Below are 16,585 nucleotides of genomic sequence, written 5' to 3' on the forward strand. Positions count from 1 at the left end.
AGTCCAGAGGGACGTTTTCAGCATATCTAAGAAAACAGTTATAAAAAGGGGGAAATAAAAGTGAATTTTCAACTATCAGACGAACAAGAAATGATTCGTAAAATGGTTCGTGATTTTGCCAAAAATGAAGTAGAACCAACAGCAGCAGAAAGAGATGAGGAAGAACGGTTCGACCGAGCAATCTTCGACCAAATGGGAGAGCTAGGACTTACCGGCATTCCGTGGCCAGAAGAGTACGGTGGAATTGGCGCAGACTACTTAAGCTACGTCATTGCAGTCGAAGAACTATCTCGTGTTTGTGGCTCAACTGGAGTGATGCTTTCCGCACACTTATCCTTAGCAGGGTGGCCAATTTACAAATTCGGTACAGAAGACCAGAAGCAGAAATTTTTACGACCGATGGCAGAAGGGAAGAAACTAGGTGCTTACGGATTAACAGAACCGAGTGCTGGAAGTGACGCTGCCAATATGAAGTCAACTGCTAAAAGAGACGGCGACGACTATATTCTTAATGGATCCAAGATTTTTATTACAAACGGTGGAGAAGCCGATACGTACGTGGTTTTTGCCTTAACAGACGCTGACTTAAGACACAAAGGCTGTACGGCATTTATTTTAGAAAAAGGCATGGAAGGTTTCACGATGGGGAAAAAAGAGAAAAAGCTCGGCATTCGCTCATCGCCAACACTCGAAATTATCTTTGATAACGTTCGCGTACCTGCAGCAAACCGACTAGGAAAAGAAGGAGAAGGGTTTAAAATCGCGATGATGACGTTGGACGGTGGCCGAAATGGTATCGCCGCTCAAGCTGTTGGGATTGCCCAAGGAGCTCTTGACGCTGCGGTGGACTATGCGAAAGAACGAAAACAGTTCGGCAAGCCAATTGGCGCGCAGCAAGGAATCGGGTTTAAAATCGCTGAAATGGCAACAAAAGTAGAAGCGTCTCGCCTTTTAACGTATCAAGCGGCTTGGAAAGAGTCTGAAAACCTTCCTTACGGGAAAGAATCGGCCATGTCGAAACTATTTGCTGGAGATTCAGCGATGGAAGTGACAACAGAAGCAGTGCAAGTATTTGGTGGTTACGGATATACGAAAGATTATCCGGTGGAACGCTACATGCGCGATGCAAAAATTACGCAAATTTATGAAGGCACAAACGAAGTACAACGTCTTGTTATTGCAAAAATGCTATTAAAAGACTGATGATGGTATACTAACGAAACGGAAAGAAATAGGCTGTTTCTGCAGAGAAAGAGACACAAGCTCTTCCAGTATGACATCCATCAACCGAATGGATAACCTAAAATCAAGGTAAGGAGGCGACACGCGATGGAGATACCAAAGATTGATCCAATTTTAAACGGCAATCAACGAGCATTAGCAAAAGCGATCTCCATCGTGGAGGATCGCAAACCGGAACATCGCGAATTAATGAAACAACTTTATGCTTACACAGGGAATTCGCACATTATTGGTATCACCGGATCACCAGGAGGCGGGAAAAGCTCTCTCGTTAATGGACTTGTTCGCGAATGGCGACGTAAAGGGGACACGGTTGCTATTGTAGCCATTGATCCGACAAGCCCATTTTCCGGAGGGGCACTGCTCGGTGATCGTATCCGTATGCGAGACCATGAAGAAGACGATGGTGTATTTATTCGCAGCATGGGGACAAGAGGAAGTCTTGGAGGGTTATCAGAAGCTTGCCAAGATACTGTGAGACTAATGGAAGCAGCAAAGTTTGATCGGATTATTATTGAAACCGTAGGTGTTGGCCAGTCAGAATTAGACATTATGAAAACAGCCGATACGATCGCACTCGTCCTTTACCCATCAGGTGGAGATATGATTCAAGCGTTCAAAGCTGGGATTATGGAAATTGCTGATTTATTTATCATTAACAAAGCAGATCTTCCAGGAGTGGAACAACTGAAAGGGGAGCTGGAAGATTTGCTTCATATTACCCATATTCCAGGAAATTGGGAGCCGCCAATTTTAGCAACGATCTCGACCGAAAAAAAAGGGATAAAGGAAGTGACGGAAGCTTTGGAAAATCACCATGATCACCTTCTATCATCGGAAGAGAAAACTGAACGACGACTCAGTCAGAAAGAGGTCGAAATCGAACGCCGTTTAGTAGAACGCCTGAAAACAGATTTCGCACCGCTTATTCAACAAGAGCTTAAAGAAACCGAAGGACAAACACCAGAACAAGCTGAGCAAAGGGATCCATATGAATCAGCGGAAAAAATTTATAAACGATGGATGAAACGAATCACTGCTAAGGAATAGAGAGGAGAGTGATTTTTTTGCAGAAGAAAAACGTGCCTTCTTTAGTGAAAGACCAAAAATTAATTAAAAAACGCCGGAGCCAAATTGTTAAAGCAGCCGTTACCCTTTTTAATCAAAAAGGGTATCACAAAGCCACAACACGTGAAGTGGCTCAAGCTTCAGGTTTCAGCATTGGAACGTTGTACGAATATATTGGTTCAAAAGAAGACATCTTGTACCTCGTTTGTGATGCCGTTTACGATGAAGTCGTCGAAAAGTGGGAAAAATTAATGGACGGAGAACTGCAAGGGTTGGATAGGCTTCATCAAGTCATTGAAGCTTATTTCCGAGTCATTGATAGTTTGCAAGATGAAGTTCTTGTGATGTATCAAGAGTCTAAGTCGCTGTCAGACGAAGCGCTCTCCTACGTTTTAGAAAAAGAATTAAAAATGAAAGCGATGTTTGAGAAAGAACTAAGAGTTGCTAAAAGTGAGGATATCGTCCATTTAGACGAGTCAGAATTTTCGCTCGCTTGTCATAATATATTAGTCGCTGGCCATATGTGGACATTCCGTCGCTGGGCGATCCAACGAGACTACGATATTGATTCTTACTGCAAATGGCAAATTCATCAGCTTCTGCAAAGCTTTGGTGTGAAATTACCTAAACCAGGAGCTACGATCGAACGAGAAACAGGAGGGACGGTATGACGATGTATAAACCTACACATCCGGTGCGATTTGTCACAGCGTCCAGTCTATTTGACGGACATGATGCATCGATTAATATTATGCGAAGAATGTTACAAGCGTCAGGAGCCGAGGTCATCCATTTAGGACACAATCGCTCGGTGGATGAAGTTGTGCAAGCCGCCATTCAAGAAGATGTTCAAGGAATAGCGATCTCTTCTTATCAAGGTGGTCACGTGGAATACTTCAAGTATTTGTATGATCAATTGCAAGAACGAGGTGCTAGCCAAATCAACATTTATGGTGGTGGTGGCGGAACAATCATTCCATCTGAAATGAAAGAACTCCATAAGCATGGAGTTAAACGAATTTTTTCACCAGAAGACGGACGGAAACAAGGCCTTCAAGGGATGATCGATGAGATGATCCGTGAATGCGATTTTTCCACAAGTGAGAGCTCAGAGCTTTCTAGTGCTCACTTGTTGAAAAAAGAAGACGGCGCCGTTGCTCGCTTCATTACAACAGCTGAAAAAAAAGCGTTTGAAGAGGCAATGACAAAAGATGAACAAGAAGTATTTCAACAGACGATTCATGAAGAGGAATTACCTTCCCCACCAGTTCTAGGGATAACAGGAACGGGTGGAGCGGGTAAAAGTTCGTTAACCGATGAATTAGTTCGCCGATTTATGATGGCGTTTCCAGAAAAAACGGTGGCTATTTTGTCCGTTGACCCGACGAAAAAGAAAACAGGAGGCGCACTGCTTGGAGATCGTATTCGCATGAACGCAATTCATTCTCCAAATGTGTATATGCGTTCTTTGGCAACGAGAGACAGCCGCCAAGAGTTGTCGAAAGCGATTACAGAAGCCATTCCAGTCGTGAAACGTGCTGGCTTTGACTTGGTAATCGTCGAAACGAGTGGGATCGGTCAAGGAGACGCGGCGATTACCGACGTAGCTGACGTCTCCATGTATGTAATGACAAGCGAATTCGGTGCGCCGTCTCAGCTGGAAAAAATCGATATGATCGATTTCGCAGATGCGATTGCGATAAATAAATTTGATCGCAAAGGGTCAGAAGACGCCCTTCGAGAAGTTCGCAAAGCATTTCAACGAAGCCACACGCGGTTTGAAGAATCACCAGAGCAAATGCCTGTGTTCGGTTCGATGGCGAGCCAGTTTAACGATCCAGGAACAAATAAATTGTTCTACGAACTTGTGCAAATTATCAATAACAAATGTGATGTGGACTGGCAGACCGATTTGGGGAAAAACGATGAAATTCAGCTACGAAACGCCGTGATTCCACCAGAGCAAATACACTATTTACGAGAAATTGCGCAAACGGTGAAAGGATACCATCAGGAAACGATGGCGGAAGTGAAAAAAGCACGTCGCTGGTTCCAACTTCAAGGCACGTTAGATGCGTTGAATGAACACGATGAAGTGTCTGTCGATCAAGCGGGACTTCTTGAACTAAGGGACCATTACAAAGAGACACTTGTGCCAGACGTGAAGCAAGCACTCGATCGTTGGGAAGATAAGAAGCACGCCTATAAACAAGATCAGTTCGTAACGAAAATCCGCGACAAGGAAATCGTGACGGACTTGCAGACGCGAACGTTATCCGGACTTGATATTCCGAAAGTGTCACTGCCAACGTTTGCTGACTACGGAGAAATCGTTCGTTGGATCCGTTCGGAAAACGTTCCAGGGGAGTTTCCATATACGGCTGGTGTGTTTCCGTTCAAACGAAAAGGAGAAGATCCGAAGCGCCAGTTTGCTGGAGAAGGTGGTCCAGCGAGGACGAACCGCCGCTTCCATTACTTATCCGAAGGCGATGATGCGAAACGCTTAAGTACAGCATTTGATTCGGTCACGTTATATGGGGAAGATCCTGGTCATCGTCCAGATGTGTACGGCAAAGTAGGCGAAAGTGGCGTCAGCATTTGTACGCTAGACGATATGAAAACGTTATATGACGGCTTCAACCTAGTGGATCCTTCCACGTCCGTATCGATGACAATCAATGGGCCTGCACCGATCATTCTCGCCATGTTTATGAACACCGCGATTGATCAGCAAATCGAGATTTTTGCAGAAAAAGAAGGTCGTAAGCCATCGGCAACGGAAGAGGCAGATATTCGTGCCAGCACGTTAGCCGTCGTTCGCGGAACGGTGCAAGCGGACATTCTTAAAGAAGATCAAGGCCAAAATACGTGCATCTTCTCGACGGAATTTGCGCTACGCATGATGGGGGATATTCAACAATACTTTATCGATCATCGCGTGCGGAATTATTATTCGGTGTCGATTAGTGGCTACCATATTGCGGAGGCCGGTGCGAATCCGATCAGTCAGCTGGCGTTTACGTTAGCGAACGGCTTCACGTACGTGGAATATTACTTAAGCCGGGGCATGAACATCGACGATTTTGCACCAAATTTATCGTTCTTTTTCAGCAACGGGCTAGATCCAGAATACACGGTCATCGGCCGCGTCGCTCGTCGTATTTGGGCTGTGGCGATGAAAAATAAATACGGTGCCAATGAACGTAGTCAAAAACTAAAGTATCACATTCAAACATCTGGTCGTTCCCTTCACGCACAAGAAGTGGATTTCAATGATATTCGTACAACGCTGCAGGCATTAATGGCGATTTACGATAATTGTAATTCGCTTCATACGAACGCGTACGATGAAGCAGTAACAACGCCTACGGAAGAAAGCGTCCGCCGGGCGATGGCGATTCAGATGATTATTACGAAAGAAATGGGACTTGCCAAAAACGAAAACCCTCAGCAAGGGTCGTTTATTATGGAAGAATTAACGGACTTAGTCGAAGAGGCTGTGCTATTAGAATTGGAGCGAATGAATGACCGTGGTGGTGTGCTTGGGGCGATGGAAACCCAGTACCAGCGTGGAAAAATTCAAGAAGAGTCGTTGTTATATGAGACGAAAAAGCATAACGGTGAGTTGCCAATCGTCGGCGTAAACACGTATCTCAATCCAAACCCTCCATCTGATGACGATTTCGATATGGAGTTAGCACGAGCATCCACCGAAGAAAAAGAAGGACAAATTGACGACTTGCTAACGTTCCAGAAAGCAAATGACAAAGAGGCAGCAGAAGCATTGCAGCGATTGAAAAACGTTGCTCTATCTGGTGGCAACTTGTTTGAAGAATTGATGGAAACGGTCCGAGTTGCTAGTCTCGGTCAAATTACCGGTGCCTTGTACGAAGTTGGCGGTCAGTATCGAAGGAACTTATAAAATAGTCGACGAGAAAACTGGCCTTGGCGGGCCAGTTTTCTTCCTTTTTGAGGTTGAGGGTGGCGCGGATAAGTCGGGAGATTAGTTTAGTGCCCCTAATGAGCAAGAATTAGAATGGAATGGTAACTAGTGGGAGCGTCTAGTGCCCATTGGGGACATTGGTTTCGAATGAAGGGTCAGTAGTGGAGTCATCTAGTGACCCTAACGAGTCAAAATTAGGTATGAATGGTCACTAGTGGGAGCGTCTAGTGCCCATTGGGGACGTTGATTCCGAAAGAAGGGTCAGTAGTGGAGTCATCTAGTGACCCTAACGAGTCAATATGACGCATGAAAGGTCAATAGTGGATGCCTTGCCTGATACCTGTCTGATTCGCACAATAACAGAGCCTAACAAACCTTCAAAATATGCGTCACTATCTCTCTTCTTTACTAATTTCTTTGTAAACTTCACCTTCCTCTAGCATAAATGGTAGTATTGTGTTTATAATGGAAGGTATGGATTTGACAAACCGTTAACAATGACTCGGAATCATAAGTAGGTTCAACTACTGACACAACAACATGAAAACCAATGAAACTTAGATTATATAGTGAAAGGAAGTGCCAATGATGAAATTAAAAGATTACTCAGAAGAACAAGTTTTAGAAGTATCTATGCTTGAAGTGGCCTATGCTATTCTTGAAGAGCAAAAGAAACCAGAAGAGTACCATTCATTACTAAAGCGTGTAGGTGGATTTAAGGGGTTAGCTGATGAACAGCTAACAAGTCGAATTTCCCATCTTTACACGGAGATGTCCGTTGATGGACGTTTCGTTAACCTTGGTGACAATAGTTGGGGACTTCGTTCATGGTACCCGTTTGACCAAACAGAAGAAGAACTTTCCCAAGCAGCATCAAAAGCTCGTAAAAAGAGAGCGAAAGACAAGGAAGATGAAGATAAGTTTGATGAAGATCCAGAAGACTTCGATGAATTCGAAGACTTGGAGGATGAATTAGACGATTTAGCAAATGAGGAAGATACTGATTATGATGAATTAGATGATGAGGAATTTCCTGATACAATAGGCGGAGATTCCGATGAAGAAGACGAAGAAGAGGATAAGTAAGAAAAACGCGCTTGACTTTTCTGCTAGATCTCGCTAAAATCATTTTTGGGCTTCACAAAACATATGTTTAAAAAATGCGTGAAAATAGATCGAGAATAGCCAATGATGGAATATTCTCTCACCAAAACAAAAGTGCCCCCTCTGTCAGGTTTATTAGAGGGGCCTTTTGTTTTTTATTGTTTATACGGATTTTTAAATTTTTACGAAAGAAAATGGGAAACGTTTGATTGTAGAAATAAAAAATCCGAGATAGTGAACAACTGACATACCCCACAATGGAATAAAAAATAAAAAAGACTCTGTAACATGTTGTTTTCCAAAACTTTAGGATGTTAAAAACGTAAGTTAACGGAAAGTCATTCGGCAACAAAGCAATAGGGGAGTGACCCGTGTCCGACGTTCAGCAAAAAAACAGAGCTAAAAACAAAAAAGCGAGGGATTGAACGATGTCAACGAAGTATATTTTTGTCACAGGTGGAGTCGTGTCGTCATTAGGAAAGGGAATTACTGCCGCTTCTCTTGGGCGACTGTTAAAAAACCGCGGAATGAAAGTAACGATTCAAAAGTTTGATCCTTACATTAACGTAGATCCAGGAACGATGAGCCCTTATCAACACGGGGAAGTTTTCGTTACAGACGATGGCGCAGAAACCGACTTGGATCTAGGGCACTATGAGCGATTTATTGATATTAATTTAGGGAAGTACAGCAACGTGACAACAGGAAAGATTTATTCTTCCGTTTTACAAAAAGAGCGTCGCGGTGATTACTTAGGTGGAACAGTTCAGGTCATCCCTCACATCACAAATGAAATCAAAGACCGCGTATTCCGTGCAGCACACGAAGGCAGTCCAGATGTTGTTATTACTGAAATTGGTGGAACTGTCGGTGACATTGAGAGTTTGCCATTTCTAGAAGCGATTCGCCAAATTAAAAGTGATGTTGGTGCAGCGAATGTGATGTACATCCACTGTACGTTGATTCCTTATTTAAAAGCAGCTGGGGAAATGAAGTCAAAACCAACACAACACAGTGTCAAAGAACTTCGAAGTTTAGGCATTCAGCCAAACGTCATTGTTGTTCGAACAGAACGTCCTGTTCCAGAAGAGATGAAAGACAAGATTGCCTTATTCTGTGATATCGACAAAAATGCCGTCATTGAAGCTCGTGACGCAGAAACACTTTATCAAGTCCCTCTAGAACTTCAAGCGCAAAAGCTCGATGAGTTCGTTTGCAATTATTTGAATCTTAATTGTAAGGAAGCAGATATGACAGAATGGATTGGTCTAGTAGACAAAGTGATGAACTTATCGAAGAAAGTTCGTATTGCTTTAGTCGGAAAATACGTTGCGCTTCCAGATGCATACTTATCAGTCGCAGAAGCATTGAAGCATGCCGGATACATGTTTGATGCAGATGTGGAAATTGAGTGGGTCAACTCAGAAGAAGTAACAAATGGAAATATGGCAGAAAAATTAGCCGATGTGGATGGAATCCTTGTACCAGGAGGATTTGGTGACCGAGGCATTGAAGGAAAAATCAATGCGATTGAATACGCTCGAACGAATAATGTTCCGTTCTTAGGTATTTGTCTCGGAATGCAGTTAGCATCTGTGGAATTTGCCCGAAACGTATTAGGTTATAAAGATGCTCATTCCGCTGAATTGAATCCAGAAACAAGTCACGCCATCATTGATTTGTTGCCGGAACAAAAGGACGTAGAAGATTACGGTGGTACGCTTCGATTAGGCCTCCAACCTTGTAAATTACAAGAAGGAACAAAAGCTTATGCTGCGTATGAGGAGCAAGTCATTTATGAACGTCACCGTCATCGCTATGAGTTTAACAATCAGTATCGTGAAGAAATGGAAGAGAAAGGGTTCGTTTTCTCAGGGCTAAGCCCAGACGGACGACTTGTTGAGATTGTCGAGCTCGAAGATCACCCATACTTCATGGCGTCTCAGTTCCATCCTGAATTTGTGTCACGCCCAACGAGACCTCAACCACTATTTAGAGAATTTATTCGCGCATGTTCAAAAGATAAATAACACTAAAGCCTTTGATAGGGCTGCCTTAATGGGCTTCCTGTCAAAGGCTTTTTTTAGTTATGAAAAGGGAAGCGAAAATTATTCCAACATTTCATGTTCCTCTAGCATTTCCATGACTGCAAAATACAGGTGATAATAAAGCTGGAGGGCGACAAGAAGGTGAGGAGTCCCGATTCTCTCCCCTGACTCCATAGGAACGAGTCCACCCTTCACACCAGTACAAAAAGAGAAATCCCCACCATCTTGTCCATCATTGTGATGGGAATAAATTGTAATGACAGAAGCGGATGCGTCCGAAGCTTTCTCTATCAGTCGTTTAACCTGCGTTACAGAAAGAGTTGGACTAGCGATAATTAGCGTATCCATTGGAGAAAAAATCGTTTGATCGTCTGCAACAGAACTATTCTTAAATTTATCAGCACCGAAACATGCTTGAGACACGATTCCAGCCATCTCTTCTTCTCCATGCCAAAAAATACGACCGTCACTTACCATACTTTGGGCAATCACTCTTGCTGCATCCTCGAGGTCTTCTTCATAGTGATTAAGTTTTTCGATTAACCCTTTCATTTGTGTTTCAAAAATCTTCATTGTCCATTCGATCCTTTCGTTAATATATTTTCTATTTTGCGAACAAATACTTTTATTTAAAAAAATAAAAAAACATGTTGTTCGGAGTAAGACTCAATATAAAATGGAGTATTGTTCGACTTCATCATACCTTATTCTATTTTACTAGTCTAAAAGTCGAGGGAAAATGATAAAATTAGTTGTAGGGAAAATACAATATGGGGGAAGGGGAGGGACTATCATACAAAAAATGTTCGTTAATAAGAACGAATGTAGTTTAAACGATTGCTCTTTCGTAATTTATTGCTTATAATTATACTAAAGACATGGTAGAAAAGGGTTAAATTTACAGAGGACGCTTATAATCGATAATCTCATACATAAGTAGGCAGGAAATACCTCATATTTAGCGGAAATTAGTTATTAGTAAAGATCACGTCGAACGACGACACTTAACTAGATGATTTAAATGATTTAAAGGGGGATCTTATATGACAGAAAAGCTATTAATTGTTGACGACCAGTTCGGCATTCGAGTGTTATTAAAAGAAGTTTTTGAAAAAGACGGTTATGAAACGTTCGATGCTTCTAATGGTAATCAGGCTTTAAAAATAATCAAAGAAGAAAATCCAGATCTCGTTTTATTAGATATGAAAATCCCTGGAATGGACGGGTTAGAAATTCTGCAAGAAATAAGGAATCGGAAGTTAGAAACAAATGTGATTATGATGACGGCCTATGGAGAACTTGAAATGATAAATGAAGCAAAAAAGTTAGGGGCAAAAGCGCATTTTGCCAAGCCGTTTGATATTGATGAAGTGCGCAGAGAGATCAGAGAATTTTTCGAATCGCTAGATTAAAATCGTTTGTCCACGAATTTTTCATATAATTTACGTGAAAAATAATAGCTATATGCTATAATGTTCCTGTGAGTCTGTCTAAGACATGGTTTGCTGTGAGCTTAGTTTCATGGCTTTTTTCACGTAAACGTCCGAAGTGTACAAATAATAAGTTTGGGAATGCTAAGGTCTGTTAACATAATGATCTTGTTATTTGTATGTTTGTTTTGTGGAAAACGATATCTCAAGACAGATTAATCATGCACGTGAATTCAAAGGAGGATATTTAGAATGCCTTTAGTATCAATGAAAGAAATGCTTGAAACAGCAAAAGAAAACTCTTATGCGGTTGGACAATTTAACTTGAACAACCTTGAGTTTACGCAAGCTATTTTACAAGCGGCAGAAGAAGAGCAATCTCCAGTAATCTTAGGTGTCTCTGAAGGGGCAGCACGTTACATGGGTGGATTCCACACTGTTGTAGCGATGGTTGAATCTTTAATGGCAGAGTATGAAACGACAGTTCCAGTGGCGATTCACTTAGACCACGGTTCAAGCTTTGAAAAGTGTGTAGAAGCGATGTATGCAGGATTTACTTCGGTTATGATCGATGGTTCTCATTTCCCACTTGAGGAAAACATTGCACTTACGAAAAAAGTTGTAGACGTAGCTCACACGTTAGGTATTTCTGTGGAAGCAGAACTTGGCCGCATCGGTGGACAAGAAGATGACCTAATTGTTAGTGACGCAGAAGCAGCATATGCTATTCCTGCAGAGTGTGATAAGTTAATCAGTGAAACAAACGTTGACTGTTTCGCTCCTGCATTAGGATCTGTACACGGACCTTACAAAGGGGAACCAAACCTTGGTTTCGACCGTATGGAAGAAATTTCTAAATTAACTGCAGTTCCACTTGTTCTTCACGGTGGTACTGGAATCCCAACACATGACATTAAAAAAGCGATCTCTTTCGGATCTGCAAAAATCAATGTTAACACGGAGAGCCAAATCACTTCTGTGAAGCGTGTTCGTGAAGTGTTGAATGAAAACCCAGATATGATCGATCCACGTAAATATCTTGGACCAGCTCGCGAAGCAATCAAAGAAACAGTGATTGGTAAAATGCGTGAATTCGGTTCTTCAGGTAAAGCGTAATACAACGATTAAATAAATGTTAGACGGTAGCACCAACGGTCGTTGGTGCTACATTCCCATCTTTTAAGTAAGCGCTATCAAAGACAACTCAAATTGGAGAGGTGAAACGATGAAATTTTTCATTGACACGGCAAATCTAGATGAAATTAAAGAAGCGCACTCATTAGGAATTCTAGCTGGGGTAACAACAAACCCTTCCCTCGTAGCAAAAGAGGGAATCAATTTCCATGAACGCCTAAAAGAAATTACCAGTCTTGTTTCAGGTTCAGTCAGTGCCGAGGTTATCGCGACAGATGCCAAAGGCATGATTGAAGAAGGAAAAGAACTGGCAGCGATTGCCCCGAATATTACCGTGAAAGTTCCGATGACACTAGAAGGATTAAAAGCTGTTCGGACGTTCAGCGACTTAAATATTAAGACGAATGTCACTCTAGTTTTTTCGGCAAATCAAGCGTTACTAGCAGCGCGGGCAGGTGCTTCTTACGTTTCACCATTCCTTGGAAGACTAGACGATATTGGTCAGAATGGGTTAGACCTCATTTCTACCATCTCTGAAATGTTCATCATTCATGATATTGATACGGAAATCATCGCCGCATCGATTCGTCACCCGCAGCACGTAACGGAATCAGCTATGCGAGGAGCACATATTGCAACAGTTCCATTGAAAGTGATCGGTCAACTCGTAAAACACCCGTTAACGGACGCTGGAATTGAAACATTCTTATCTGACTGGAATAAAGCAAACAAGTAGTTATGGGAAAAAAGATAAGTGAATAGGATATAGAAAGGCACCTTTATGATGAGGTGTCTTTCCTTCTCTATCAAGCTATTTTCAAATATTAGAAAAATTTATTGTCTAATTGGTCGGTACATCGTGTAGAATGGAAACTAAGATAATAGATAGAGATGATTAATTTTGCAAGACAGAAGGGAAGCTGTTTTTATGGAAAAACTATTGATCGAGGGCGGTCACCCGTTAAAAGGCACCGTTCAAATCAGTGGAGCAAAGAACAGTGCCGTAGCGTTAATACCTGCTGCGGTACTGGCAGATTCAACGGTTACAATTGACAACTTGCCCGATATATCTGACGTAGAAACGTTGGCTCACCTACTCGAAGAGATCGGCGGGAGCACAGAATTAACAAAGGACACGCTAGTGATTCACCCAGAAAACATGTTTTCGATGCCGCTCCCAAATGGCCGAGTCAAAAAATTACGTGCGTCTTATTATATGATGGGGGCAATGTTAGGGAAATTCAAAAAAGCAGCCATTGGACTTCCAGGGGGATGTAACCTTGGACCGAGACCTATTGATCAACATATTAAAGGATTCGAAGCGCTTGGCGCAAAAGTGACAAATGAACAAGGTGCGATTTATCTGCAAGCCGATGAGCTCGTTGGCGCAAGGATTTATCTTGACGTTGTTAGTGTAGGAGCTACGATCAATATTATGCTTGCCGCTGTGAAAGCAAAAGGGCAAACGATTATTGAAAACGCAGCAAAAGAACCAGAAATCATTGATGTAGCAACGTTGCTTACTAGCATGGGAGCGAACATCAAAGGTGCTGGAACGAATGTTATTCGTATCGACGGGGTGGACAAGTTGGATGGCTGTCGTCATTCGATTATTCCAGATCGCATCGAGGCAGGAACGTATATGATTATGGCTGCAGCAATGGGGCAGGGGGTCATCGTAGATAACGTTATCCCGCTTCACCTGGAGTCATTAAGCTCCAAACTTCGCGAAATGGGTGTTCATGTGGAAGCAAGAGATGATTCCATTTATATAGAAACGCAACCTGAACTGAATCCGGTAGATATTAAAACGCTTGTTTATCCAGGGTTTGCTACGGATTTACAACAGCCGTTTACGAGTTTACTAACGAAAGCAGATGGATCGAGTATCGTCACCGACACCATTTATGGGGCAAGGTTTAAACACATAGATGAGTTGAGACGTATGGGAGCGAACATTAAGGTTGAAGGCCGTTCGGCTCTCGTCAATGGTGGTTCTCGCCTTGAAGGTGCAAAGGTAAGAGCGAGCGATTTACGAGCGGGAGCATCGCTTGTTGTGGCAGGTTTAATGGGAGAAGGGGTTACAGAAATAACTGGAGTAACCCATATCGATCGCGGATACGCCTATTTAGAAGAGAAACTAAAAGGTCTAGGGGCCAACATATGGCGTGAAGCTCTTAATGCTAAAGAGTTAGAAGAAATGAAAAGTTTATAACTCATAAATAATTGGCGTGAATAAAATTGGTTTACGATGGTTGCAAGGTGGCTTGTCTTTCTTGGCTGCCTTGCCGCCAAGTATCCTTTAGAAATTTAAATGATTAGAATTTGTGGAAAAATAACTGTTATGAAGGAAGTCTCGAAGATTCTGAGATCGCATTGAAACTAGATTGAAAAGGAACAATAAGCTCGCTTTTCAATGGAGTATTGCTATTTCCATGAGTCTCTCGCGATTTTTAAAATCAACAATATTTTTTGCCGTCTTAGCTGATTTCATTCGTATTTACTCCGAATTAACTTGAAACATTGATGTGGCATTCGTCTTAAAAAAACGGACAACCCTTGTTTTCCAATCAAAAATATGCTTAGATTAAGGGTGAAACAGGCAAGACTGAAATGAATAAGAAAACTACGTAATATAAATAATCTTTACTTCCTGCCTCACGATTCTTCTGCAATAGCTTCTAGTGTTATTTCTACTATCCTCATTCTAGATCTAATTCAATAGCTGTTTTTAATAAATATCTAGCTTTAGAAGATCGTTTAGACGTGTTTTAAAACAGATACCAGGAATCAAATTATGAAAAGGTGTGATGAATCGCATGGCTGTGACATTGAAACAAATGGAGCACATGAAACTAAAGGAACTATATGAATTGGCTAAAGAACAAAAGGTCCAGTATTACAGTCAATTAACGAAGAAAGAACTGATTTTTGCTATTTTTAAAAAACAAGCAGAAAACGAAGACTTGATGTTTATGGAAGGGATTCTTGAAATCATCACAACAGAAGGATTCGGTTTTTTACGATCGAACACGTACAAGCCTTCCTCTCAAGATATCTATATTTCAGCATCGCAAATACGCCGATTCCAACTAAGAAATGGCGACACCGTTTCAGGGAAGGTTCGTAAACCGAAAGAAAACGAACGTTATTATGGCTTGCTTCAAGTAGCTGCTGTAAATGGTGAAGACCCCGAGAAAGCAAAAGAACGACCTCACTTCCCACAGCTCACTCCACTATACCCAGATCATAAGCTCACGTTAGAATATCAACCGGACATGATCGCTTCACGGGTATTAGACATGATTTCTCCAGTAGGTTTTGGTCAGCGTGGACTTATCGTTGCACCACCAAAAGCTGGTAAAACATTATTGCTAAAAGAAGTGGCAAATAGCATTGCTCAAAACCATCCTGATGTGGAACTAATGGTTCTACTCATTGATGAACGTCCGGAAGAGGTAACCGACATGGAACGCTCCGTCAAAGGGGAAGTAGTAAGTTCTACGTTTGATGAAGTGCCAGAAAATCATATTAAAGTGGCAGAACTCGTTCTTGAGCGTGCCATGCGTCTTGTGGAATCGAAGAAAAATGTTGTTATATTAATGGACAGCTTGACTCGTTTAGCGCGTGCCTATAACTTGGTCGTTCCACCAAGTGGCCGAACGCTTTCCGGTGGTATTGACCCAGCTAGTTTCCATCGTCCGAAACGATTCTTTGGTGCTGCGAGAAACATTGAAGAAGGCGGAAGTTTAACGATTCTTGCTACTACGCTTGTGGAAACTGGATCCCGCATGGATGATGTGATTTATGAAGAATTCAAAGGGACGGGTAACATGGAACTTCACCTAGATCGTAAACTAGCAGAGCGAAGAATTTACCCAGCGATCGATATTCGTCGCTCAAGTACTCGTAAAGAAGAGCTCTTATTACCACAAGATCAAATTGAGAACCTATGGGCGATTCGAAAAACAATGAATGACTCTCCGGATTTCTTAGATCGCTTCTTGAAAAAAGTGCGTAATACGAAAACAAACGTCGAATTTTTCGAGTCATTTGAACAAGAAAAATCTGGTAAGGCACGCCGTACGACGTAATCATTAACTGTTAAATGGCGGGAAACGTTTACTAACTTTATTAGACAACAACTTTTTTACAATAAACTTTGCATATACTTGAACGAACGTATGACGATTCTTTTTCATACTTTCTATTGCAATATTAGTAAACTGTTGTTATAATTTCGTCATGTGTGAAAAAGGTCTAATAAAGACTGGAATCGTAACTCTGTTTCGAAAGATTCAGGGCGGAAGGAGATGAAAAGGATGAAACAAGGAATTCACCCAGAATATCGTGAGGTAGTTTTCAAGGATTCAAGTACTGGTTTTATGTTCTTGACAGGTTCAACTCGTTACTCAAAAGATACAGTTGAGTTCGAAGGCGAAACTTACCCACTTATTACTGTTGAAGTAAGTTCTGACTCTCACCCATACTACACTGGTAAACAAAAATTTGCCGATGCAGGTGGACGTGTGGACAAGTTCAAAAAGAAATACGGTATGTAATTTACAACCACATGATAAAACAGGCAAGGGGGTTGCCCTTGTCTGTTTTTTTGT

Annotated in this window: 13 protein-coding genes; 12 read left to right on the plus strand and 1 reads right to left on the minus strand. The window is 41.8% G+C overall.

The window, feature by feature from the left end:
• Positions 1-60 precede the first annotated feature (60 nt).
• From QDN89_RS12500 to QDN89_RS12525, 6 genes are all read left to right on the plus strand, one after another.
• Positions 61-1,203 carry an acyl-CoA dehydrogenase gene (locus QDN89_RS12500; RefSeq protein ID WP_280770485.1) on the plus strand — a complete coding sequence of 381 codons (1,143 nt, stop codon included), beginning with the start codon at positions 61-63 and terminating at the stop codon, positions 1,201-1,203.
• Positions 1,204-1,329: 126 nt separating this feature from the next.
• Entirely contained in the window at positions 1,330-2,292 is a 963-nt protein-coding gene (gene meaB / locus QDN89_RS12505; protein ID WP_280770486.1) for a methylmalonyl Co-A mutase-associated GTPase MeaB, read from the plus strand.
• Positions 2,293-2,309: 17 nt separating this feature from the next.
• Complete coding sequence (locus QDN89_RS12510; RefSeq protein WP_280770487.1) at positions 2,310-2,981, plus strand: TetR/AcrR family transcriptional regulator; 672 nt, start codon at positions 2,310-2,312, stop codon at positions 2,979-2,981.
• Positions 2,978-6,232, plus strand: coding sequence for a fused isobutyryl-CoA mutase/GTPase IcmF (icmF, locus tag QDN89_RS12515; protein ID WP_280770488.1), 3,255 nt, complete (start codon positions 2,978-2,980; stop codon positions 6,230-6,232). The genes QDN89_RS12510 and icmF overlap by 4 nt, the downstream gene beginning before the upstream one ends.
• A gap of 606 nt (positions 6,233-6,838) precedes the next feature.
• Positions 6,839-7,339 carry a DNA-directed RNA polymerase subunit delta gene (gene rpoE / locus QDN89_RS12520; RefSeq protein WP_280770489.1) on the plus strand — a complete coding sequence of 167 codons (501 nt, stop codon included), beginning with the start codon at positions 6,839-6,841 and terminating at the stop codon, positions 7,337-7,339.
• Between the two features lie 446 nt (positions 7,340-7,785).
• Positions 7,786-9,387 (plus strand): CTP synthase, encoded by a 1,602-nt coding sequence (locus tag QDN89_RS12525; RefSeq protein ID WP_280770490.1) that lies wholly within the window; start codon positions 7,786-7,788, stop codon positions 9,385-9,387.
• Between the two features lie 78 nt (positions 9,388-9,465).
• Here the strand turns inward: QDN89_RS12525 and QDN89_RS12530 are convergent, their stop codons facing one another.
• Positions 9,466-9,978 carry a DUF2529 family protein gene (locus QDN89_RS12530; RefSeq protein WP_280770491.1) on the minus strand — a complete coding sequence of 171 codons (513 nt, stop codon included), beginning with the start codon at positions 9,976-9,978 and terminating at the stop codon, positions 9,466-9,468.
• 470 nt (positions 9,979-10,448) lie between these two features.
• Here QDN89_RS12530 and QDN89_RS12535 point away from each other — a divergent pair, with 470 nt between their 5' ends.
• The 6 genes from QDN89_RS12535 to QDN89_RS12560 all read left to right on the plus strand — a co-directional run bounded on the left by QDN89_RS12535 (position 10,449) and on the right by QDN89_RS12560 (position 16,531).
• A complete protein-coding gene (locus tag QDN89_RS12535; protein ID WP_280770492.1) occupies positions 10,449-10,817 on the plus strand; it encodes a response regulator in 369 nt (122 codons plus the stop codon).
• A 270-nt stretch (positions 10,818-11,087) separates the two neighbouring features.
• Positions 11,088-11,951, plus strand: a complete 864-nt coding sequence (fba, locus tag QDN89_RS12540) for a class II fructose-1,6-bisphosphate aldolase (protein WP_280770493.1) — start codon at positions 11,088-11,090, stop codon at positions 11,949-11,951.
• Between the two features lie 109 nt (positions 11,952-12,060).
• Entirely contained in the window at positions 12,061-12,705 is a 645-nt protein-coding gene (gene fsa / locus QDN89_RS12545; protein ID WP_280770494.1) for a fructose-6-phosphate aldolase, read from the plus strand.
• Positions 12,706-12,897: 192 nt separating this feature from the next.
• A complete protein-coding gene (locus QDN89_RS12550; RefSeq protein WP_280770495.1) occupies positions 12,898-14,184 on the plus strand; it encodes a UDP-N-acetylglucosamine 1-carboxyvinyltransferase in 1,287 nt (428 codons plus the stop codon).
• Positions 14,185-14,788: 604 nt separating this feature from the next.
• On the plus strand, positions 14,789-16,063 hold the full coding sequence (gene rho, locus QDN89_RS12555) for a transcription termination factor Rho (protein WP_280770496.1): 1,275 nt from the start codon (positions 14,789-14,791) through the stop codon (positions 16,061-16,063).
• 228 nt (positions 16,064-16,291) lie between these two features.
• Complete coding sequence (locus QDN89_RS12560) at positions 16,292-16,531, plus strand: type B 50S ribosomal protein L31 (RefSeq protein WP_280770746.1); 240 nt, start codon at positions 16,292-16,294, stop codon at positions 16,529-16,531.
• Positions 16,532-16,585 lie beyond the last annotated feature (54 nt).

The organism is Salipaludibacillus daqingensis, assembly GCF_029891575.1.
Taxonomy (GTDB): Bacteria; Bacillota; Bacilli; order Bacillales; family Salisediminibacteriaceae; genus Salipaludibacillus; species Salipaludibacillus daqingensis.

Coding starts and splice junctions, on each gene's coding strand:
- QDN89_RS12560 (WP_280770746.1), top strand. CDS start 16,292: ATGAAACAAGGAATTCACCCAGAATATCGTGAGGTAGTTTTCAAGGAT.
- QDN89_RS12525 (WP_280770490.1), top strand. CDS start 7,786: ATGTCAACGAAGTATATTTTTGTCACAGGTGGAGTCGTGTCGTCATTA.
- meaB (WP_280770486.1), top strand. CDS start 1,330: ATGGAGATACCAAAGATTGATCCAATTTTAAACGGCAATCAACGAGCA.
- QDN89_RS12550 (WP_280770495.1), top strand. CDS start 12,898: ATGGAAAAACTATTGATCGAGGGCGGTCACCCGTTAAAAGGCACCGTT.
- rho (WP_280770496.1), top strand. CDS start 14,789: ATGGCTGTGACATTGAAACAAATGGAGCACATGAAACTAAAGGAACTA.
- rpoE (WP_280770489.1), top strand. CDS start 6,839: ATGATGAAATTAAAAGATTACTCAGAAGAACAAGTTTTAGAAGTATCT.
- QDN89_RS12535 (WP_280770492.1), top strand. CDS start 10,449: ATGACAGAAAAGCTATTAATTGTTGACGACCAGTTCGGCATTCGAGTG.
- icmF (WP_280770488.1), top strand. CDS start 2,978: ATGACGATGTATAAACCTACACATCCGGTGCGATTTGTCACAGCGTCC.
- QDN89_RS12530 (WP_280770491.1), bottom strand. CDS start 9,978: ATGAAGATTTTTGAAACACAAATGAAAGGGTTAATCGAAAAACTTAAT.
- fsa (WP_280770494.1), top strand. CDS start 12,061: ATGAAATTTTTCATTGACACGGCAAATCTAGATGAAATTAAAGAAGCG.
- fba (WP_280770493.1), top strand. CDS start 11,088: ATGCCTTTAGTATCAATGAAAGAAATGCTTGAAACAGCAAAAGAAAAC.